Origin of the sequence: Tsuneonella sediminis (assembly GCF_051912845.1) — a bacterium.
GTDB classification, from domain to species: domain Bacteria; phylum Pseudomonadota; class Alphaproteobacteria; order Sphingomonadales; family Sphingomonadaceae; genus Tsuneonella; species Tsuneonella sediminis.
In genome coordinates, this window is record NZ_JBNCBU010000001.1 from 431325 (window position 1) to 450791 (window position 19467).

Annotated in this window: 18 protein-coding genes; 6 read left to right on the forward strand and 12 right to left on the reverse strand. The window is 63.9% G+C overall.

The window, feature by feature from the left end:
* Positions 1-6: 6 nt before the first annotated feature.
* Positions 7-1404, reverse strand: a complete 1398-nt coding sequence (locus ACPV3N_RS02195) for a methyl-accepting chemotaxis protein (protein WP_440114021.1) — start codon at positions 1402-1404, stop codon at positions 7-9.
* A gap of 128 nt (positions 1405-1532) precedes the next feature.
* On the opposite strand from ACPV3N_RS02195, the gene ACPV3N_RS02200 reads away from it, so the two are divergent.
* Positions 1533-2714, forward strand: coding sequence for a vWA domain-containing protein (locus ACPV3N_RS02200; RefSeq protein ID WP_440114023.1), 1182 nt, complete (start codon positions 1533-1535; stop codon positions 2712-2714).
* Between the two features lie 43 nt (positions 2715-2757).
* On the opposite strand, the gene ACPV3N_RS02205 is transcribed toward ACPV3N_RS02200, so the two are convergent.
* The 3 genes from ACPV3N_RS02205 to ACPV3N_RS02215 all read right to left on the reverse strand — a co-directional run bounded on the left by ACPV3N_RS02205 (position 2758) and on the right by ACPV3N_RS02215 (position 5848).
* Entirely contained in the window at positions 2758-4065 is a 1308-nt protein-coding gene (locus ACPV3N_RS02205) for a spinster family MFS transporter (RefSeq protein WP_440114026.1), read from the reverse strand.
* 92 nt (positions 4066-4157) lie between these two features.
* Positions 4158-5357 carry an exo-beta-N-acetylmuramidase NamZ family protein gene (locus ACPV3N_RS02210; protein ID WP_440114029.1) on the reverse strand — a complete coding sequence of 400 codons (1200 nt, stop codon included), beginning with the start codon at positions 5355-5357 and terminating at the stop codon, positions 4158-4160.
* Positions 5354-5848: a DOMON-like domain-containing protein gene (locus ACPV3N_RS02215; protein WP_440114032.1), complete on the reverse strand. Its 495-nt coding sequence runs from the start codon at positions 5846-5848 to the stop codon at positions 5354-5356. Before ACPV3N_RS02215 ends, ACPV3N_RS02210 begins: the two co-directional genes overlap by 4 nt.
* A gap of 80 nt (positions 5849-5928) precedes the next feature.
* Between ACPV3N_RS02215 and tyrS the strand changes: the two genes are divergently transcribed.
* From tyrS to ACPV3N_RS02240, 5 genes are all read left to right on the forward strand, one after another.
* A complete protein-coding gene (gene tyrS / locus ACPV3N_RS02220; RefSeq protein ID WP_440114034.1) occupies positions 5929-7137 on the forward strand; it encodes a tyrosine--tRNA ligase in 1209 nt (402 codons plus the stop codon).
* Positions 7138-7216: 79 nt separating this feature from the next.
* Positions 7217-7555, forward strand: a complete 339-nt coding sequence (locus tag ACPV3N_RS02225; protein ID WP_440114037.1) for a PilZ domain-containing protein — start codon at positions 7217-7219, stop codon at positions 7553-7555.
* A gap of 75 nt (positions 7556-7630) precedes the next feature.
* Entirely contained in the window at positions 7631-8920 is a 1290-nt protein-coding gene (locus tag ACPV3N_RS02230) for an MFS transporter (RefSeq protein ID WP_440114040.1), read from the forward strand.
* Positions 8917-9837: a cysteine synthase A gene (gene cysK / locus ACPV3N_RS02235; RefSeq protein WP_440114043.1), complete on the forward strand. Its 921-nt coding sequence runs from the start codon at positions 8917-8919 to the stop codon at positions 9835-9837. The genes ACPV3N_RS02230 and cysK overlap by 4 nt, the downstream gene beginning before the upstream one ends.
* A 3-nt stretch (positions 9838-9840) precedes the next feature.
* Positions 9841-10530, forward strand: coding sequence for a dienelactone hydrolase family protein (locus ACPV3N_RS02240; RefSeq protein WP_440114046.1), 690 nt, complete (start codon positions 9841-9843; stop codon positions 10528-10530).
* Here the strand turns inward: ACPV3N_RS02240 and ACPV3N_RS02245 are convergent.
* The 8 genes from ACPV3N_RS02245 to ACPV3N_RS02280 form a co-directional block, all read right to left on the reverse strand.
* The gene (locus tag ACPV3N_RS02245) at positions 10527-10955 is read right to left on the reverse strand and encodes a DUF1330 domain-containing protein (RefSeq protein ID WP_440114049.1); all 429 of its coding nucleotides are present in this window, start codon (positions 10953-10955) and stop codon (positions 10527-10529) included. The genes ACPV3N_RS02240 and ACPV3N_RS02245 overlap by 4 nt on opposite strands.
* Entirely contained in the window at positions 10952-11176 is a 225-nt protein-coding gene (locus tag ACPV3N_RS02250; RefSeq protein ID WP_440114052.1) for a hypothetical protein, read from the reverse strand. The genes ACPV3N_RS02245 and ACPV3N_RS02250 overlap by 4 nt, the downstream gene beginning before the upstream one ends.
* Complete coding sequence (locus ACPV3N_RS02255; protein WP_440114055.1) at positions 11173-12798, reverse strand: long-chain fatty acid--CoA ligase; 1626 nt, start codon at positions 12796-12798, stop codon at positions 11173-11175. The genes ACPV3N_RS02250 and ACPV3N_RS02255 overlap by 4 nt, the downstream gene beginning before the upstream one ends.
* 44 nt (positions 12799-12842) lie before the next feature.
* Positions 12843-16313 carry a DNA polymerase III subunit alpha gene (gene dnaE / locus ACPV3N_RS02260; protein WP_440114058.1) on the reverse strand — a complete coding sequence of 1157 codons (3471 nt, stop codon included), beginning with the start codon at positions 16311-16313 and terminating at the stop codon, positions 12843-12845.
* A 65-nt stretch (positions 16314-16378) separates the two neighbouring features.
* Positions 16379-16858, reverse strand: coding sequence for a glutathione peroxidase (locus ACPV3N_RS02265; protein ID WP_440114061.1), 480 nt, complete (start codon positions 16856-16858; stop codon positions 16379-16381).
* A 17-nt stretch (positions 16859-16875) separates the two neighbouring features.
* Positions 16876-17397, reverse strand: a complete 522-nt coding sequence (locus tag ACPV3N_RS02270) for a hypothetical protein (RefSeq protein ID WP_440114064.1) — start codon at positions 17395-17397, stop codon at positions 16876-16878.
* Positions 17398-17488: 91 nt separating this feature from the next.
* Positions 17489-18163, reverse strand: coding sequence for an ABC transporter ATP-binding protein (locus tag ACPV3N_RS02275; protein WP_440114066.1), 675 nt, complete (start codon positions 18161-18163; stop codon positions 17489-17491).
* Entirely contained in the window at positions 18156-19397 is a 1242-nt protein-coding gene (locus ACPV3N_RS02280) for a lipoprotein-releasing ABC transporter permease subunit (RefSeq protein ID WP_440114069.1), read from the reverse strand. Before ACPV3N_RS02280 ends, ACPV3N_RS02275 begins: the two co-directional genes overlap by 8 nt.
* Positions 19398-19467 lie beyond the last annotated feature (70 nt).

A 19467-nucleotide genomic window follows, 5' to 3' on the forward strand; every position in this document is an offset into this window, starting at 1 on the left:
AGTTTCCTAGAGGACGTATGCGAGCTCGAAGTCGCCCCATCTCCGCCCGTTGATCACCAGCGGCACGTAGACGTTGCGGACGACTTCGTATGTCGTGCCGTCGCCCTCTTGCCGGTAAACGGCCATCATGTAGGCGTCGCTGCTTTCCTTGGCCTTGCGATCGATCGCGTCGAACAGGATCCGCCCGTTCCGGCAATACTTCGTATCGTGCGCAAGGTCGCCGGTCGGTTGGCGCGAACGGTCGCTTACATGTGTCGGCAGGAAACCGCGCATGTCCGCCTGGCTGCACATCTTCACCGGACCTCCTTCCGCCAGCAGCCGGTCGTTTACCGGGCGCCAGTGCCTGTCGGCCCAGTCGCTCAACGCGGTCCGGAAGCGTGGCGGGTTGCTGTTCGGTACTTCGCGATAGTTCTGGTCGAACAGGTCTGACGTCGACAGCTTGCCCTCGGCGATTGCCGCCTCGGCTATCGCGACAATCTCGCGCGCGAAACCTTGCGCCTTATCGACCATCATGCTGTCCCGGGGCGAGAGGCCGGCCTTGACGATCTCGTCGAACATCGCACTCGCCGTGAGCTCGAGTTCCTCAATCCGCTGATGCGCTTTCGCCAGTTTTTCCTCGTTATCGACCGCCGCATGGTCGAACGAGTCGAGCATTGCCTGCACCCCGTTGACGTGATCGCTGATGGTTGCCGTGGCGCGCGTGATCTGGTCGTTCTGTCCGTCCACCTCGACGATCAGTTCATTGACCGAGCGCATCGTGTGCTGGATCTGGCCGACCGAGACTTTCGCCTCGCCGCTCTTCTTGCCGCCGCGCTCGATCTTTGCGATCACCTCGTCGGCTTCCGCACCCAGGGTGTCGATAGTGCGGCCGATTTCCTCGGTCGCACGGCGCGTGTCGCTTGCTAGGCTCTTCACCTCGTTAGCGACGACCGCGAACGTGCGCCCCGCGTCGCCTGCCCGCATCGCCTCGATGGTGGCGTTGAGCGCAAGGATATTCGTGGTCTCGGCAATCTGGTCGATTTCCTGTGCGCTGGATCGCACCTGCGCCATGGCAGCCGCAAACCCTGTGACGTGCTGGGTCAGCGTCTCGACGAGCTCGAGCAGTTCGGTGATCTGGTCTAGCGACGACTGGATCAGCGTCGATCCCTCCCCCAACCGCTCGATCGCGCGTTCGGAAAGGAGGCGCGCCTCGTCGCTGGCCTGGGCGACTCTCATCTGATCGTGCTCGAGAGCGGAGACGGTCTTCTGCAGTGCAGAATGTTCTTCCCGAAGGCGCTCCGATGACACCATCACCGAATGGATGATGCCGGCCACATCGGTGCAGCCGACCGTTACATCGCCGCAGCTTGCCGAAATGCGGTCGATGCCCTGTCCCATGGCATTGTCGATGGCGGTGTGTTCCATACGTCCCCTGTTCGCAACCCTGTCTCGTGCGACATAGGAGGGCATGGTTAGTGAAGCTTTAAGGGCCAGGCGGAAAACCTGCGCTGGTCGCGCTGGCGTCATTGCTCTGCCCGCGATATGCAGCGGCCATGTTCTTCAACTTCGTCGACGAACTCCGCGCAGCGGGAATTCCCGCAAGCTTCAAGGAGCACCTGACGCTGCTCGAGGCGCTCGACAGGGATGTCATCGACCAGACGCCCGAGGCGTTCTACTACCTCAGCCGAGCGACCTTCGTTAAGGACGAGGGATTGATCGACCGTTTCGACCAGGTGTTCCAGAAGGTCTTCAAGGGCATCCTGACCGATTACGGGCAGAAACAGGTCGAAATTCCGGAAGTCTGGTTGAAAGCCGTCGCCGAGAAGTTTCTCTCCCCCGAAGAGATGGAGGCGATCAAGTCCCTCGGCTCGTGGGACGAGATAATGGAGACCCTGAAGAAGCGGCTCGAGGAACAGCAGAAACGCCACGAAGGCGGTAACAAGTGGATCGGGACCGGCGGTACGAGCCCGTTCGGCCACGGGGGCTACAATCCGGAAGGCGTGCGCATCGGCGGCGAAAGCAAGCACAAGCGCGCGCTCAAGGTCTGGGAAAAGCGCGAATTCAGGAACCTCGACAACACGCGCGAGCTTGGTACCCGCAACATCAAGATGGCGCTCAGGCGCCTACGCCGCTTCGCGCGCGAGGGCGCCGCAGACGAACTCGACCTCGAGGCCACGATCGAAGGTACAGCAAAGCAGGGCTGGCTGGACATCCATATGCGGCCCGAACGCCACAACGCCGTGAAACTCTTGCTCTTTCTCGACGTCGGCGGCTCAATGGACCCGTTCATCCGGCTCGTGGAGGAACTGTTCAGTGCAGCGACGGCGGAGTTCAAGAACCTCGAATTCTTCTACTTCCACAACTGCCTTTACGAAGGGGTCTGGAAGGACAATCGGCGCCGGTGGGCGGAGCGGACCAAGACGTGGGACGTGCTTCACAAGTTCGGCCACGACTACAAGATCGTGTTTGTCGGGGATGCGGCGATGAGTCCCTACGAGATCACGCATCCGGGAGGCAGCGTCGAACACATGAACGAGGAAGCCGGCGCGGTGTGGATGCAGCGGGTTACCAACACCTATCCGGCGACCGTTTGGCTCAATCCGGTGCCCGAACAGCAATGGGGCTATTCGCAGTCGACGAAGCTGATGAAGCAGCTCGTCAATGACCGAATGTATCCGCTTACGCTCGACGGCCTCGACGATGCGATGCGCGAACTGAGCCGGAAACAGGGTTAGGACGGGCAGCCGGACGCGTCGCGGGCAGGCGCTGTTCAGCGCGTCAGGTCTTGTCGAGTTCGCTGTTCAATCGAAGACTGCACCGCCAGAAGAAGAAGGCAGGGAGCAAGCCCAGGGCCGTCGCCGTGTAGAGCACGACCTGGACGCTATCGTCGCCGAAGCTTGGCTTGATCCAGTCCGACAGCATTCCGAACAGCAGTGGACCAAATCCGAGTCCGATAAGGTTCTGAAAGAACAGTAGAACGGCGGCTGCCATTGCCCGCGACCGGAGCGGGACCAGTCCCTGCGCGCTGGAATAGGTCGGACCATAATAGAGCGAGTTCAGCAACGTAGGCACGAAGAGCAAGGCGAGCGCCATGCGCCAGTCGGCCGCCGCATAGCCGAAATAGGCAATGGGAGCCGCAACCGCCATGCCGATTGCCGGCGCGGTCAACACGTGCCGGCGATTGGTTGCGCCCCAGCGGTCGGCGATCTTGCCGCCGAGTATGGTTCCGGCGATGCCCGCGACCCCATTTATTATGCCGAAATAGAGACCGACTTCGCCGGGCGACAGATCGTGCGTCCGCTGGAAGAAGATCGTCGCCCAGGTGGTCTTGCCGTAACTAAGGAACGACGCGCTCGATGCGGCGATTAGAAGCAGCACCATCGCGCGTGACCCGAGGATCGGCGATAGCATTTCGCGAACCCGCAGATGAAGCGCCTTGCCCGGAACCGTGGCGTCAGGTTCGGCCGGGGCAAGGTCCGCCCTTCCGCCGAGCCGGGGATCCTTCAGGAGCGAAACCACCACCACTGCGAGCAGGACGCCCGGGACGCCGACAACGACGAAGGCCAGTCGCCATCCCACGATGTCCGCAAGCAGCCCACCGATTATCATGCCGAGCAACGTGCCGATCGGAATTCCAAGCGCATAGAACGCAAGCGCCGAAGCGCGCCGTTCCTTGGGCACGATGTCTGAAATCAGCGAATGCGCCGCCGGGGTGCACCCCGCCTCGCCCACGCCCACGCCGATCCGGGCGAGGAGTAGCTGGACGAAATTCTGTGCGAGGCCGCACAGCGCGGTCATTGCCGACCAGAGCGCCAGCGCCAGGGCGATCAGCCGCGACCGGTTGGTCGTCGGCCGGTCGGCGTAACGCGCGATCGGCAAGCCCAGGACCGTGTAGAACAGTGCAAACGCCAGGCCCGTCATTAAGCCGATCTGGGTGTCGGAGAGGTCGAGATCCCGCGCGATCGGCTCGGCAAGGATGTTGACGATCTGTCGATCGAGGAAATTGAAGATATAGACGACGAGGAGGATCCAGAGCGTCGCCGAAACTCCTCGCTGCGCAGCCGTCTGCGCCGGTGCACTGGCCATAGTCCATCCTCTCGTCGCGGCATGATGGCCGTCTTGACGAGAGCGTCTGTTACCGCCCTTTCCGGGTCAAGCGAAAAAAACGGTATGCCCGGTCAATAAAGCAGGCAATCGGTTACGCTCTCCCGCCAGTGGTCCTCGTCCGCCCGGGCGAGCCGTTCGAGATCTTCAGGAGATGCAGAAGGATCATCCACCCATTCACGCAATGTGGGACCGCCGTTGATGACGTCGATCGCCAGCCGGTCGAAGACATATTCGTAAGGGAAGTCGCGCCAAAGGTCGTAGTTCGAATGGAGGGTACGGATGGCCTTGAATGCGAGCGCCTGCAATCGCCACGGACGAAACGCATCGTGGTCGTAAAAGCCGTGCTCGGCGTGGATCATCAGCCCGCCGCACAGCTTTCCCACGTGTTTATGGAATGTCGGCTCGAACCAGCAGGGACGCAGGGCGCACCCAGCCAGCCACGCCGGCGCTATGCGCGTCATTTCCGCCAGAACTTTCGCACCGTCTAGATCGGGTGCCCCGAAAAGCACCTCGAGCGGGCGCGTCGTCCCGCGACCTTCGCTGAGGTTGGTCCCTTCGAGCATGACAGTCCCGGCGTAGGCGCGCGCCATGTTGATGCCGGCGGCGTTCGGACTTGGATTGATCCAGACGCGATCGGTCGGCCAACCGAAGCCCGGTCCTGCCTCGGGCAGCCAATGGTGCATGTCGATCACCCGGTATTCGACATCCAGACCGAACCGGCGAATGAACCAGTGGCCCATTTCACCCATCGTCAGGCCATGCCGCATCGGCATCTCGGCGGCGCCGACGAAGCTCTCGTGACCCGGCTGCAAAAGAGTCCCCTCGATCGGACGCCCGGCAGGATTGGGGCGGTCGAGCACCCACACTTCCTTGCCGTGATCGGCGGCTGCCTCGAGCAGGTAGAGCAGCGTGGTCACGAACGTGTAGATGCGGCAACCCAAGTCCTGGAGGTCGAAGAGGAACACGTCCGCGGTGCTCATCATCTGGCCCGTGGGCCGCCGGACCTCGCCGTACAGGCTGAATACGGGAATTCCATAATGCGGATCGGTCTCGTCCGCGGTTTCAACCATGTTGTCCTGCTTGTCGCCTTTCAGGCCGTGCTGCGGTCCGAATGCGCTGGTCACGTTGACCCCGGCTTCGATCAGCGCATCGAGGCTGTGGACAAGACCGGAGGTGACCGAAGCCGGGTGGGCGACGAGCGCGACTCGCCGTCCGTTGAGCGCCTGCGAGAGGGCCGGCTCGCTGAGCAGCCGGTCGATACCGAATTTCATGAGCGCGGCGGTGGCCCAAGCGCGGCGGTGAAGCAAGCGGGGTCGTGGAAATCGGGCTTGGCAGAGGGGTGCGCGCCGGCCCAGTAGCTCAGTTCTCCGCCCTCCTCCTCGATCACGCACGCGAAACTGGCGGCCACCGGTAAGCGCGGGAGGCTATCGACCGGGATCGCCGCGTCGAAAATCGCAAAGGTGCTGCCGACCCGCATCGTGCAAGCGGGCTCTCGCGAAGCCGGGCGGTCCTTCATGCCGCTACGGTACGAGGCGAAATCGTATGCCGCCCACCGCTCGGACGGCGACAGGTTCAATTCGGTGTAGGCTTTGCTGCCTTCCGGGCGCAGGAAAAGCTCGAAGCAGGTGGTCTTCCACAAGCCATCGGCTCGTCCTCGCCCGGCAAAGGCCGGAATGACCAGGGCTTGCGCGCCGTCGATTCTCCACCGGACGCGAAGCCAATCGGCATCGAGTCCGATCACGCGCGCTTCAATGCCGGTCACCCTCTTGGGGGGATGCGCAGGATGCGCAGTCAACCGATGCGTTTGCATGTCCACGTCCCCGTGCTAACCGCCCGCCCGCGATGAGCCAGTACAAATCCGATCTTCTGCGCCTGCTCGACGAGCGCGGTTATGTCCACCAGATCACCGACCCTGCAGGGCTGGATGCCCTTGCCGAACGCCGGATCGTGCCGGGATACATCGGCTTCGACGCAACCGCTCCTTCGCTCCACGTGGGCAGCCTGGTGCAGATCATGATGCTGCGCCGGCTCCAGCAGGCCGGGCACAAGCCGATCGTCGTCATGGGCGGCGGCACCACGAAGGTCGGCGATCCCTCGGGCAAGGACGAGTCGCGCAAGCTGCTCACTGCTGACACCATCCGTGAAAACATCGCATCGATCCGGACCGTCTTCGAACGCCTGCTGCGGTTCGACGACGGCCCCACCGGGGCGGTCATGGTCGACAACGACGAATGGCTGAGCGGTCTTGGCTATGTCGATCTGCTGCGCGACGTCGGCCCACATTTCACGATCAACCGCATGCTGACTTTCGATTCGGTCAAGCTGCGGCTCGAGCGCGAGCAACCGCTGACGTTCCTCGAATTCAATTACATGATCCTGCAAGCGTACGACTTTCTCGAGTTGGCTCGCCGGTACGACTGTCGCTTGCAGATGGGCGGAAGCGACCAATGGGGCAACATCGTGAACGGGATGGAACTTTCGCGGCGGATGGAAGGGCGCGAATTGTTCGGGGTCACCACCCCGCTCCTTACGACCGCCGATGGCGCCAAGATGGGCAAGACCGCGGCCGGGGCGGTGTGGCTTAACGAGCAAGAGCTTCCGAGCTACGACTTCTGGCAGTACTGGCGCAACGTCGACGATCGCGATGTCGGTCGCTTCCTGCGTTTGTTCACCGATCTTCCGCTCGAGGAGATCGCGCGCCTGGAAGAGATGGAGGGCGCCGAGATCAACACCGCGAAGGTCGTGCTAGCGAACGAGGTTACCCGCCTCGTTCGGGGACCGGAGGCGGCGCGCTCGGCCGAAGCCACCGCAGCGACGACATTCGCCGGTGGCGGAGCGGGCGAGGATCTTCCAAACCTGGCGCTGGACCCGGGAATGACGTTCGCAGCGGCGCTCACCGCGATCGGCTTCACGGCATCGAACGGGGAGGCGAAGCGCAAGATCGCCGAGGGCGCGGTGAAATTGGATGGCGAACTGGTGGACGATCCCACGGCGGCGGCGCGGCCCGGACGTGTCAGCCTGGGCAAGAAGCGTCACGGCATCCTGACATAACAGGCGCGCTTTAACCCAATATCAGCGTTTGTGATGCATCAGGTCCCCCGTCCACACGCAACGGGAGGGTCGTGGTTCAGTGTCTGTCGGAGCCCAGCTTTCGGTAACCGATCTGCGCCGCGCCGCGCGGCATCCGGTCGATTATCCGGTCATTGCCGAACACCAGGTACACGGCGACCTCAAGCTGCATGTGGCGAACCTGTCTGCCCACGGATTCATGGTCGACGACGCAAAGGGTCTGGCGCGAGGTGACCGGGTCATCATCCGCCTGCCCGAAGTCGGGCGGATAGAAGCTTACGTCATCTGGACCCGCGACGAACGCGCCGGCTTCCAGTTCGAGCGGATCATCCGGCTGGACGATTTCGTACGGATCATCGAGACCCTCCAGCCCAATCCACGTTTGCGGCGCGCACGCTAAACCCGGCCCTTAGGGCCAAGTTTTCGTTAGCGATCAGAGCGAAGCGCTTGCTTGGCAAGCGCTGGGCCGCCTGTCATGGCGCGCTCTGTGAAAGCCCACCCCCACCCGATCCGGATCGCCAATTTCCGGGCCTATTTCCTGTCGCGCCTGCTCGGCACGATCGCGGTTAGCGCCCAGGCGATCATTATCGGGTGGCAGGTCTATGCGCTCGCGCGCCAGACGATGGACATCAAGGAATCCGCGTTCCTGCTGGGCATGATCGGACTAGTCCAGTTCGTGCCGTTGTTCCTTCTCACCCCTGTCGTAGGGCTTATCGCCGACACCTTCGACCGGCGGTGGATCGTCCGCTGGACCACCCTGCTGCTCACCCTCAACGCCGCGATGCTGGGCTACCTGACCTGGAGTGGACAACTAACCCTTCCGTTCCTGTTCATCGCAGCCATGGTCGTCGGCATCGCGCGTGCGTTCTCGGGGCCGGCCTACTCCGCGCTTGCCCCCAACCTCGTCCCCCGCGAAACGCTCCCGACCGCGATCGCGGTCAGTTCGATGGCGTGGCAAGTGGGCATGATTGCGGGCCCCAGCGTCGGAGGGGTGCTTTACGCGATCCATCCCGATCTTGCGTACCTGTCGATATCGGCGATGCTCGGGCTGTCGCTCCTTCTCATATTCCTCATCTCGCCCGTGCCGCAGCCGCCGGTTCAGAAGGACCGCCGGCCCATTCACCGGGTGATCGACGGCTTCCGATACGTGCGCGACAACCGGCTCGTCCTGGCGACCATCACGCTCGACCTGTTTGTCGTGTTGTTCGCCGGAGCCACGGCGCTGCTCCCGGTCTTTGCCCGCGACATCCTGCATGTCGGGGCCGACGGGTTCGGCCTGCTCGCCGCCGGAATGGGGATCGGCGCCACCTCGGCTTCAATCTGGTTCTCGGTCTACCCGATGAAGACCGAGGTCGGCCTGAAGATGATCGGTGCGGTCATCCTTTTCGCGCTGGCGATCCTGACCTTCGGCCTGTCCACGCACTTCTGGCTCAGCCTCATCGCGCTGATCGTGGCCGGCGCTGCCGACATGGTATCGGTATATGTCCGCCAATCGCTCATTCAGCTGCACACCCCTGACGAGATGCGGGGACGAGTGGGTGCCGTCTCAGCGCTGACGATTTCGGCTTCGAACGAGCTGGGCGAGACCGAGTCCGGGCTCCTCGCATCGCTGATCGGCCCCGTCGCGGCCGTCGTGATCGGCGCAGTGGCAGCAATCGGCATCACTATCGCCTGGGCCCGGCTCTTTCCCGAACTCAGGCTTGCCAAGACCTTCGATCCGGAGGCACCATCGAAGAACACTCAACCCCAGGAGGCCACCCCATGAAAGCCGACAGCGTCCTCGCCACCATCGGCAACACTCCGCATATCCGCCTGGCACGCATGTTTCCCGATCACGAGGTCTGGGTGAAGAGCGAGCGCACCAATCCGGGGGGATCGATCAAGGATCGCATCGCGCTGTCCATGGTGGAGGATGCGGAAAAATCGGGCGCTCTCAAGCCCGGCGGCACGATCATCGAACCGACAAGCGGGAACACCGGGATCGGCCTCGCGATGGTCGCCGCGGTCAAGGGCTACAAGCTCGTGCTCGTCATGCCGGAGAGCATGAGCCTTGAACGGCGGCGGCTGATGCTTGCCTACGGCGCGACGTTCGACCTGACGCCCAAGGAAAAGGGCATGAAGGGCGCGCTCGAACGGGCAAGCGAGCTTGTGGCATCGACGCCGGGGGCATGGATGCCCCAGCAATTCGAGAATCCGGCGAACGTCGCCGTCCATGCACGCACCACTGCGCGCGAGATCATCGCCGACTTCGCCGACACGCCGATCGACTTACTGATTACCGGCGTTGGAACTGGAGGCCACCTGACCGGGTGCGCGGAAGTTCTCAAGGCGGAGTGGCCTGCGATGAAGGCCTACGCCGTCGAGCCGGCGCTTTCTCCTGTGATTTCGGGCGGGCAGCCGGGGCCCCATCCAATCCAGGGCATCGGGGCCGGTTTCATCCCGGGAAACCTGCATACCCGGGCCATCGACGGCGCGGTTCAGGTGGATGCCGACGCTGCGAAGGACATGGCTCGCCGCTGCGCGGCCGAAGAGGGCCTCCTTGTCGGAATATCGAGCGGCGCGACGCTAGCGGCGATCGCAGCCAAATTGCCCGAGATCGACGCCGGATCGCGCGTTCTGGGTTTCAACTACGACACTGGAGAGCGTTACCTGTCGGTCCCCGACTTCCTGCCAGAAGCCTGACCCGTGGAGAAAGTCGCCTATCGCGACGGCCCGGTCGAACTTGCCGGAACGCTATACAGGCCGGCAGGCGCACCCCGGGCCGCGATCGCCGTCTTTCCTACCATCCTGAACCCGACGCCCGCCGTCGAGGCCAAGGCGCGGGCGCTGGCGGAGGCCGGGTATCTCGCACTGATTGCGGACTTCTATGGTGAAGCGCCTGATGACTTCCCCGCGGCGGTGGCGCTGTCGACCGACCTGAGAGGCGACGCGGAGAGCTATCGCGGACGCCTTCGCGCCGCCCTGGACGCATTGTCACTGGCCGCACCGGGCCTGCGTCAGGGAGCGATCGGCTTTTGCATGGGCGGCCAGGCGGCACTCGAGCTCGCTCGCGATGGGGCCGATCTGGCTGCGGTCGCAAGTTTCCACGGCCTGCTCGACACGGAAAAGCCGGCCGAGCCCGGAGCGATCAAAGCGCGCATCCTCGTATGTCATGGCGACGCCGATCCGCTCGTGCCGAGGGAGCAGGTCAGCGCCTTCTGGGAAGAAATGGACCGCGCGGGCGCGAACTGGCATTTCCATACTTATAGTGGCGTCGTTCACGGTTTCACCAATCCGAACCGTCCTCCCGCGGGCGGACCGGTCGCCTATGATGCAAGCGCCGACCGCCAGAGCTGGGCCGCCCTGCTTTCATTTTTCGATGAGGTCTTCGGCTAGAAGCTCGCGCCGGGCTCGCGCGGGGCAAAACGGATCAATCGGCTGTCGGCAAGCGCCGCCGTCCGGTGGACGACCGCGTGCTGGTAATCGGGATCCTTTATCATTTCGAAAAAGGCCGCGCTGCCGGGATAAGCTGCGATGAACCCGTCGTCCCAGGCCATCGCGTCGGGTCCCGTCACGACCGTCTCGAAAACCCCTCTCCATACCAGGCTGCCCCCCACGCGGCGGAAGATGGGTCCACTGGTCCGTCCGTACTCCTCGTACGCCCGCCGTCCGCTCCAGCGCTGTCCGGCGGAGGCGTGACCTTCGGGGTATTCGGCACGGTCGCGGTACCGAAGCAGGTTCAACATATGTATCGGCCGGTCGCGCGGGAGCGCCTTGAAGGCGTCGAAAGTGGCCCGGCTCGGGTCGATATAAGAGATCATGGCAAATTCCGGTATCCATGCAGTTCCAGGAAGAGCGCAATGGCCAATGCCAGACCGGCCGCGCCCGCGGCAGCGAATTTCGCAAGGTTCAGCAGCGGATCGTCGAATGTCGAGGTTCCTCCCGTCCACCACCACGCCGCATTTTCGATTGCAAGCTGCCCGAACAGCAACACGCCGACACCTGCTGTCACCGCGATTACGGCGCGCAGAATTTCCCTCATTCGAGCGTCTCCAGTCGGTATTCGCGAAACTGCTCCCGCAGATCCTTCTTGCTGATCTTCCCGGTGCCGGTGTGGGGGATCTCGTCGACGAACTCGATCGCGTCGGGAAGCCACCATTTCGCGACCTTGCCGCGCAGATGCTCGATCACTTCCTCCCCGCTCACCGTCGATCCCTGCTTGGCCACGCAGACGAGGATCGGTCGCTCGTCCCACCTTGGGTGAGGGATCCCGATCGCCGCCGCTTCCGCGATCGCGGGGTGACCGACGGCCGCGTTTTCGAGCTCCACCGAACTGATCCACTCGCCGCCCGACTTGATGACGTCCTTGGTCCGGTCGGTAAGTTGCAGCGTACCGTCGGGGTGGAGAACAGCGACGTCGCCGGTGTCGAACCACTGGTCCGCATCGACCGCGTCGTGGTCGGCCTTGAAATAGCGCTTGATGACCCACGGGCCGCGCACCTGCAACGCACCCGAGGTCTCGCCGTCGCGAGGCAGCACTTTCGTGCGGTCGTCGAGGTCGACGCAGCGCAGTTCCACCCCGAAAGCCGGGCGACCCTGCTTCTGGACAAGATCGAGCTTCTGCTCGAGATCCAGTTCGTCCCAGTCTGCCGGCGGCGACCCGGTGGTGCCGATCGGACTGGTCTCGGTCATGCCCCAGGCGTGGGCGACGCTCACCCCGTTCTTCATCAACCGTTCGATCATGAAGCGCGGCGCGGCCGACCCGCCGATGATCGCGCGCTCAAGCCTGCCGACGTCGCGGACGTCCTTCCCGATCGAATCGAGATAGTTGAACATGGCGAGCCAGACGGTCGGCACGCCTGCCGAGTGCGTTACCTGTTCGCGGTCCATCAGATCGCACAGAACGGCCGGGTCGTTCACGGCCGAATAGACGAACTTGATGCCCGGTATCGTCCCCGACCAGGGAAGGCCCCAGCTGGCGGCGTGAAACATCGGGACGATCGGCAGCATCACCGAGCGGCTGTCGAAATCGAACAGGTTGGGCTGCACCCCGGCCATTGCGTGCAGCAAGGTCGAGCGATGTTCGTAAAGGACGCCCTTGGGATTGCCGGTTGTACCGCTGGTGTAGCACAACATGCAGGGATCGCGCTCGTCGACCCGCTCCCAGTTCGTGTCGCCGTCATAGGCGCCGATCCAGTCCTCGAACGCAGGGGCGTTATCGCCCGAGTCGAAGCAGACGTAGGTCTCCACGCATGGCCACCTGTCGCGCATGCGGTCGACGATCGGCTGAAACGCTGCATCGTATAAGAGCACCCGGTCCTCGGCGTGCGTGACGATGTATTCGAGCTGGTCGTCGAACAAGCGAGGGTTGATCGTGTGCAACACGCCGCCCACGCCAACCGCGCCGTACCAGGTGACGAGGTGCCGGCTGTGGTTCATCGCGAGCGTCGCGATCCGGTCGCCCTTGCGTACGCCCGCTGCACGGAGGGCCTGCGTCATTCGCAGCGCATCACGCCGCACGCGTGCCCAGTCGGTCCGTGTCTCGGTTCCGTCCGCCCAGTGGGTAACATGCTCGCGCGTCCCGTATTCCCGCGCCGCATGATCGATCAGGTGCGTGACCACCAGATCCCAGTCCTGCATCGCCCCGAGCCCAGAAAACGCCATCGAACTCTCCCCTTTTCCCGCCTGACGCCGGGCGGTGGCCGGGATCAGGCGACCAGTCGCAGGCTGGGGCCGCGCTGGGTCGTCAGTTGCACATTGGCAAGTCCGTCGATGCTTGCCAAGCGCTCCGCAAGCTCGCCATCGAGCTGGAAGCTCCAGCCCAACCGGACGACAGGGTCGCCGCACTGGCCGGTCAGAAGGCGCACGCGCACCTCGCCGCGGCCCTCCGGTCCCGAAACGAGCTCCGCGCGTAACGCCTCGATCGCTTCGGGAAGGTGGACGTCGAGCGTCAGGGCCATGCGCGCGGTGGCCTTCACGTCGCGCAAGGGCCGGGCCCCGCGCACCGTCACGCGGGGCGGCTCGTCGGGACTCGGGCTGTCGAGCTCGACATTGAGCAGCACGCAGGTCCCCTCGTCCGCCCACTTGACGAAGTTCGCGACGAGCGATTCCTCGAAGCACGCCGCGGAAAACTGTCCCGAGCTGTCGGAAAAGTCGGCCCGTACGAAGTCCTTGCCCTTGCGGGTGCGCCCCTTGGTCACTTTTTCGACCATGGCCGCCATGACGGCAGGCGCTCGGCCTCCGCTCCGGGCGCCCGATTCCATCAGCGAGGCAAAGCTGCGCGCGCCATTGGCCGACGCGATCGCGCGATACTGTTCGACCGGATGCGCCGAGAAGTAGAAGCCGAAGTTCTCGCGCTCCTTCGCCATCCTCTCGGCGCGCGGCCATTCGTCTACCTCCTTGAGACGCAGTGCTGGCTCCGACTGGCTCTCACCGCCGAACAGCGCGGTTTGACCGCTCTCCCGCTCGCGGTTGGCCGCTTCGCTCACCGCGAGCAGGAGATCGACGTTGGCGAAGAGCTTTGCCCTGTTCGGTTCGAGTTTATCGAGTGCGCCGGCCGCGACGAGGCCCTCGAGCTGACGCGAATTCATCGAGCCCTTCGGCAGCCGCCCGAACAGGTCCTCTAGCGATTCGAACCATCCGTTCGCCTCGCGCTCCTCGACCAGCGCCTCCATCGCCTTCTCACCGACGTTCTTGATACCCGCGAGCGCATATCGAACGGCATAGCCCTCGTCGGTGCGCTCGACGGTGAATTCGGCTTCCGAGCGATTGACGTCGGGCGGCGCGATCTCGATTCCGGCGCGGCGGGCGTCGTCGACGAACACCGCGAGCTTTTCCGATTGGTGCATGTCGAAGCACATCGACGCGGCGTAGAATTCCTCGGGATAATGCGCTTTCAACCACCCGGTCTGGTACGCGAGCAGCGCATAGGCCGCCGCGTGCGACTTGTTGAAGCCGTAGCCCGCGAACTTGTCGATCAAGTCGAAAAGTTCGTTCGCTCGCTTTGCGGGAATCTGCGAGACCTTCGCACAGCCGTCAACGAACCGCTGGCGTTGGGCATCCATTTCCGCCTGGACCTTTTTGCCCATTGCCCTGCGCAACAGGTCGGCGTCACCCAGCGAATATCCGGCGAGGATCTGCGCCGCCTGCATGACCTGTTCCTGGTAGACGAAGATTCCGTAGGTCTCGGCAAGGATGCCCTCGAGCTTCGGGTGCGGGTACTCGATCGGTACCTCTCCCGCCTTTCGCTTTCCGAACAGCGGGATGTTATCCATCGGACCCGGCCGGTAGAGCGAAACGAGAGCGATGATGTCGCCGAAATTGGTGGGCTTCACCGCGGTGAGAGTCCGGCGCATGCCTTCCGATTCGAGCTGGAACACGCCGACCGTGTTGCCGCTCTTCATTAGTTCGTAGACTTGGGGATCGTCGAGCGGAAGGGTCCCCAGATCGATCGTGACCCCGCGCTTCGAGAGCAGCTCGACCGCCTTCTGCAGGACCGACAGCGTCTTGAGGCCGAGGAAGTCGAACTTGACCAGCCCCGCGCTCTCGACGTGCTTCATGTCGAACTGGGTGACCGGCATGTCAGAACGCGGATCGCGGTAAAGCGGAACCAGCTTCGCCAGCGGACGGTCTCCGATGACGACGCCCGCAGCGTGGGTCGAACTGTTCCGGGGATAGCCTTCGAGCTGCATCGCGAGATCGATCAGCCGGCGGACCTCGTCATCGTTGTCGTATTCGCGCTTGAATTCGGACACACCGTTGAGCGTCCGCGGCAGGGTCCACGGATCGGTCGGGTGGTTGGGCACCATCTTGCACAGCCGGTCGACATGGCCGTAGCTCATCTGAAGGATGCGCCCGGCATCGCGCAGGACGGCCCGGGCCTTCAGCTTCCCGAACGTGATGATCTGCGCGACGTGGTCTTCGCCGTACTTGGCCTGGACGTAGCGGATCACTTCGCCGCGGCGGGTTTCGCAGAAATCGATGTCGAAGTCCGGCATCGACACGCGCTCGGGATTCAGGAACCGCTCGAACAGCAGGCCGAGCCTGATCGGGTCGAGGTCAGTGATCGTCAGCGCCCAGGCGACGAGACTGCCGGCGCCCGACCCGCGGCCCGGACCGACCGGAATACCGTTGTCCTTCGCCCACTTGATGAAGTCGGCGACGATCAGGAAATAGCCGGGGAACCCCATCTGGTTGATGATGCCGATCTCGAATTCGAGCCGATCGACATAGACCTTGAGCTCCTCGTCGGTGAGCGGCCCGTATTTCTCCAGTCGCGCGGCCAGACCCCGGCGCGAATCCTCCGCGAGCATCCGCGCCTCGCCTTCTAGATCGCCGGCAAGACTCGGCAGGATAGGGTCGCGCTTGGGCGGCGCGAAGGCACAGCGCTGGGCGACGACAAGGGTATTCGCGGTCGCTTCGGGCAGATCTGCGAACAGTTCCTCCATCATCGGTGCCGATTTGACGAACGCCTCGGGATTCGAGCGAGGACGTTCTGCGGCATCGATGTGGGTCGAGTTCGCGATGCACAGCATGGCATCGTGGGCAGGGTGGAAATGTGGATCGGCGTAGTTCGCCGGATTGGTGGCGACAATTGGCAGGTCGCGGGCATAAGCCAGATCGATCAGCGCGTCCTCGGCCGCTTCGCACACTGTGCTGCTGCGCCGTGCAATCTCGACGTAGAGCCGTCCGGGGAACAGGCGCTGAAGCCGGTCGCACAGCGCCTCGGCATCGGCCTGTCGACCGGCGCCAAGGAGCCGGGTCAGTGCGCCCTCCCCCGCGCCGGTCAGTGCGATCAGCCCGTCGGTGTGCCCTGCAAGCTCGGCGAGCGCGACATGCGCGGGAAGTTCGAGCGGACGGGCAAGGTGGGCCCGGCTGACCAGGTGACACAGGTTGTCGTATCCGGTCTCGTCCTGGGCGTAGAGCGGGAGGTAGTCGATCGTCTGGCCGCTCGCGTCGCGCGCGATGCCAAGCAGCGTGCCGACGATCGGCTGCACCCCGAGATCAATGCAGGCCTTCGCGAAGGCAACCACGCCATATAGGCCGTTTCGGTCGCAGATTGCGATCCCCGGGAAGCCCCTGTCCTTGGCGAGCCGCGCAATCGCCTTCGGATCGATCGCCCCCTCGAGCATCGAGTAGCTCGACATGACGCGCAAGGGAACGAAAGGAGCGAAGGCCATGAGCGAAGATGGTGGCTCGGCTTGCGATTCGTAAAGGGTTCGCGCTTTCGACTTGTCCACAGAGCTCAAAGGAGCCTTTCGATGTCCTTCTCGATCGACCTGGGGGCATCCTGCGGCGCGTAGCGCTTCACCACGTTGCCCTCGCGGTCGATAAGGAACTTCGTGAAGTTCCACTTGACCGACTTCGAACCCATGAGCCCGGGGGCCTCGGCCTTCATCCAGTCGTAAAGCGGACTGGCGCCCTCGCCGTTTACCTCGATCTTCTTCAGAACCGGAAACGTGACGTCATAGGTCAGCTTGCAAAAGCTGGCGATCTCCTCGGCATCGCCGGGTTCCTGCGCGCCGAACTGGTTGCACGGGAAGCCGAGCACTTCGAACCCCCGGTCGCCGTACCTGCGCTGCAACTCTTCGAGTCCTTCGTATTGCGGCGTGAACCCGCACCGCGAGGCAACGTTGACAACCAACAGGACCTTGCCGCGCTTCTCAGCGAGGTCGAGCTGGGTCCCGTCGGCCTTCTCGACCGTGAAATCGGCAATCGTGGTCATCCGTCTTCCTCCGCCCCTTACTGCGCCGTTCGAGGGCGATAGATCAGGTCGAAGGTAGTTTGCCATGTCAATCCGTGATCGCCCGAGAACTCGCCCTGCTGGCGCACCGACCCGTCGAGGCGCGAATATGTCATTCGCGCCAGTCCGTCCTCCCCATTCGGTCCTGATCCCTTCCACCGGCCGGTCAGGACCATCCGGTCACCAGACGGTCCGCCGGTGAAATGCACCGACCCGGGGGCGCTGCCGACCCAGGTCTGGTGCCAGAGCCCAGAGACCGGGTCGAAAGCGTTGAGGCTTCCGCCGCCGCCGCCCTTGAGGGGCATCCAGTTTTCCCGCACCGCGCAGCCCGAATACAGCTTCTCGACCTTGCTCCGGGCGACCTGGACGTCTTTCCCGTTCGGGTAGACATCCCATTCGCCCACCCAGAAGTCGAACGCGGCAAAGTCCTCCCCCTCGCACCGGGGCGACGATGGAACCGGGACGGGCGCGGAGCCGGCGGGCGAAAGCTGGGCCAGAAGCAGGACGGCGATGGCAGACATGGCGGTTGATCTCCTCGGGAGGAGTTCAACGCAAAAGGGCTCCGCGATCAAGCTCCGGTCCTGCCGGACCGGCGCGCTTCGACCACCCTTACTAAAGGATCCCCTCGTGGAGCCGGACGACCCGGTCCATCCTGGCCGCCAGTCGCTCGTTGTGGGTAGCGACCAGCGCCGCGCTGCCTTCGTCCCTGACGAGCGCCAGGAACTGTTCGAGCACGATATCGGCCGTGTGTTCGTCGAGGTTGCCGGTGGGCTCGTCGGCAAGGACGAGTTGCGGGCGGTTGGCGAGTGCCCGGCCTACCGCCACGCGCTGCTGTTCGCCGCCCGAAAGCTGGCTGGGCCGGTGGGCGAGCCGATGGGCAAGCCCTAGTGCGCCCAGGATAGTCCGCGCCCGGTCTTCGGCCTCTCCGCGCGGCGCACCTGCCACCAGCTGCGGAATGACGACATTCTCGAGCGCATTGAAATCGGGCAGCAGGTGGTGGAACTGGTACACGAAGCCTAGGTGCTCGCGCCGCAACCTCGTGCGGCCCTCGGGAGGCAGGGCACTCGCGTCGATCCCGGCGATCTCGATCCGCCCGCCGAACCCGCCTTCAAGCAGTCCAACCGCCTGCAGCATTGTCGACTTGCCGGACCCGGAAGGGCCAAGAAGAGCGACAATCTCGCCCGGCGCAACCGTCAGGTTGACGCCGCGAAGCACCTCGATCCGCACCCCGCCCTGTTCGAACGAGCGGGTGAGGCCGGTCAGGCGGACCACTGCCGGATCATTCATAGCGCAACACCTGCACAGGGTCGGTGCTCGCCGCCTTGTACGCCGGATAAAGCGTTGCGAGAAAACTGAGCACCAGTGCCAGCAGCGCGATACCGACGATCTCGACCGGATCGGCCCGCGCCGGCAGCGTCGTCAGGAACCGCACAGAGGGGTCCCAGAGATTCTGGCCCGTAACTGCCTGGATCACGTTCACGATGCTCTGGCGGAAGGCGAGAATCAGGAAGCCGAGGACCAATCCCGTGCCTGTCCCAACCGCCCCGACGGTAAATCCCGCGGTCACGAAGATCTTGAGGAGGGACCTACGCGTCGCGCCCATCGTGCGCATGATCGCAATGTCGCGCGTCTTCGCGCGCACAAGCATGACGAGGCTCGAGAGGATATTGAATGCCGCGACGAGCACGATCATCGAAAGCGCGAAGAACATGGCCACCCGCTCCACCTCGAGCGCCTCGAACAAGGACGCATTGATCTGTTTCCAGTCGGAGACGACCGCCCGTCCCGCAAGTTTCCGGCCGACCGGAGCCAGGTAGTCGGCGGCCTTGTCCGCGTCATCGGTCGTCACCTCGATCATGCCGATGGTGTCGCCGATCAGCATCAAGGTCTGGGCATCCGATATCGGCATGACGACGAACGACTTGTCGTAATCGTACACACCGATCTCGAAGATCGCCGCGACCTGGTAACCGACCTGCCGCGGAACCGTGCCGAACGGCGTCGACCGCCCGGCGGGATTTATGATGGTGATCGTGTCACCCACGCGCGCTCCGATGTTTTCGGCAAGGCGGGCCCCGATCGCGACTGCGCCGGCATCGGGCCTGAGAAGCGACAGGTCCCCGGCAACGACCTTGTCCTGCAGATTGGCGATATCGGGCGCCGTGTTGCCCCGCACGAGCACCGCCTCCACCCGCCCGTTGAAGGTCACCAGCAGCGGCTGCTCGATAAGCGGGCTCGCGTCGGTCACGCCAGGCGTTTCGCGGATTTCGGCGAGGATTTCCTGCCAGTTGTCGAGCCGCCCGCCGTAGGCCTGCACGATCGCGTGGCCATTGAGACCGACGATCTTGTCGAGCAGTTCGGCACGGAAGCCGTTCATCACGCTCATCACGACGACCAGAAGCGCGACCGAGAGCATGACGACGCCCACGCTGATACCCGCGACGAGTGCGATGAAGCCCTCGCCCTTGCCAGGCAACATGTAGCGCTTGGCGATGGTCCATTCGAAAGGGGAAAGCAGCAAGGGGTGCGCGTCTCGTTCAGGGAAGCGTGATGCGCTCGCGTTTAGGGGGGCTTGTCGCAGCACGCAATGG

Coding starts and splice junctions, on each gene's coding strand:
- ACPV3N_RS02195 (WP_440114021.1), bottom strand. CDS start 1,404: ATGGAACACACCGCCATCGACAATGCCATGGGACAGGGCATCGACCGC.
- ACPV3N_RS02200 (WP_440114023.1), top strand. CDS start 1,533: ATGTTCTTCAACTTCGTCGACGAACTCCGCGCAGCGGGAATTCCCGCA.
- ACPV3N_RS02205 (WP_440114026.1), bottom strand. CDS start 4,065: ATGGCCAGTGCACCGGCGCAGACGGCTGCGCAGCGAGGAGTTTCGGCG.
- ACPV3N_RS02210 (WP_440114029.1), bottom strand. CDS start 5,357: ATGAAATTCGGTATCGACCGGCTGCTCAGCGAGCCGGCCCTCTCGCAG.
- tyrS (WP_440114034.1), top strand. CDS start 5,929: ATGAGCCAGTACAAATCCGATCTTCTGCGCCTGCTCGACGAGCGCGGT.
- ACPV3N_RS02230 (WP_440114040.1), top strand. CDS start 7,631: ATGGCGCGCTCTGTGAAAGCCCACCCCCACCCGATCCGGATCGCCAAT.
- cysK (WP_440114043.1), top strand. CDS start 8,917: ATGAAAGCCGACAGCGTCCTCGCCACCATCGGCAACACTCCGCATATC.
- ACPV3N_RS02245 (WP_440114049.1), bottom strand. CDS start 10,955: ATGATCTCTTATATCGACCCGAGCCGGGCCACTTTCGACGCCTTCAAG.
- ACPV3N_RS02250 (WP_440114052.1), bottom strand. CDS start 11,176: ATGAGGGAAATTCTGCGCGCCGTAATCGCGGTGACAGCAGGTGTCGGC.
- ACPV3N_RS02255 (WP_440114055.1), bottom strand. CDS start 12,798: ATGGCGTTTTCTGGGCTCGGGGCGATGCAGGACTGGGATCTGGTGGTC.
- dnaE (WP_440114058.1), bottom strand. CDS start 16,313: ATGGCCTTCGCTCCTTTCGTTCCCTTGCGCGTCATGTCGAGCTACTCG.
- ACPV3N_RS02265 (WP_440114061.1), bottom strand. CDS start 16,858: ATGACCACGATTGCCGATTTCACGGTCGAGAAGGCCGACGGGACCCAG.
- ACPV3N_RS02270 (WP_440114064.1), bottom strand. CDS start 17,397: ATGTCTGCCATCGCCGTCCTGCTTCTGGCCCAGCTTTCGCCCGCCGGC.
- ACPV3N_RS02275 (WP_440114066.1), bottom strand. CDS start 18,163: ATGAATGATCCGGCAGTGGTCCGCCTGACCGGCCTCACCCGCTCGTTC.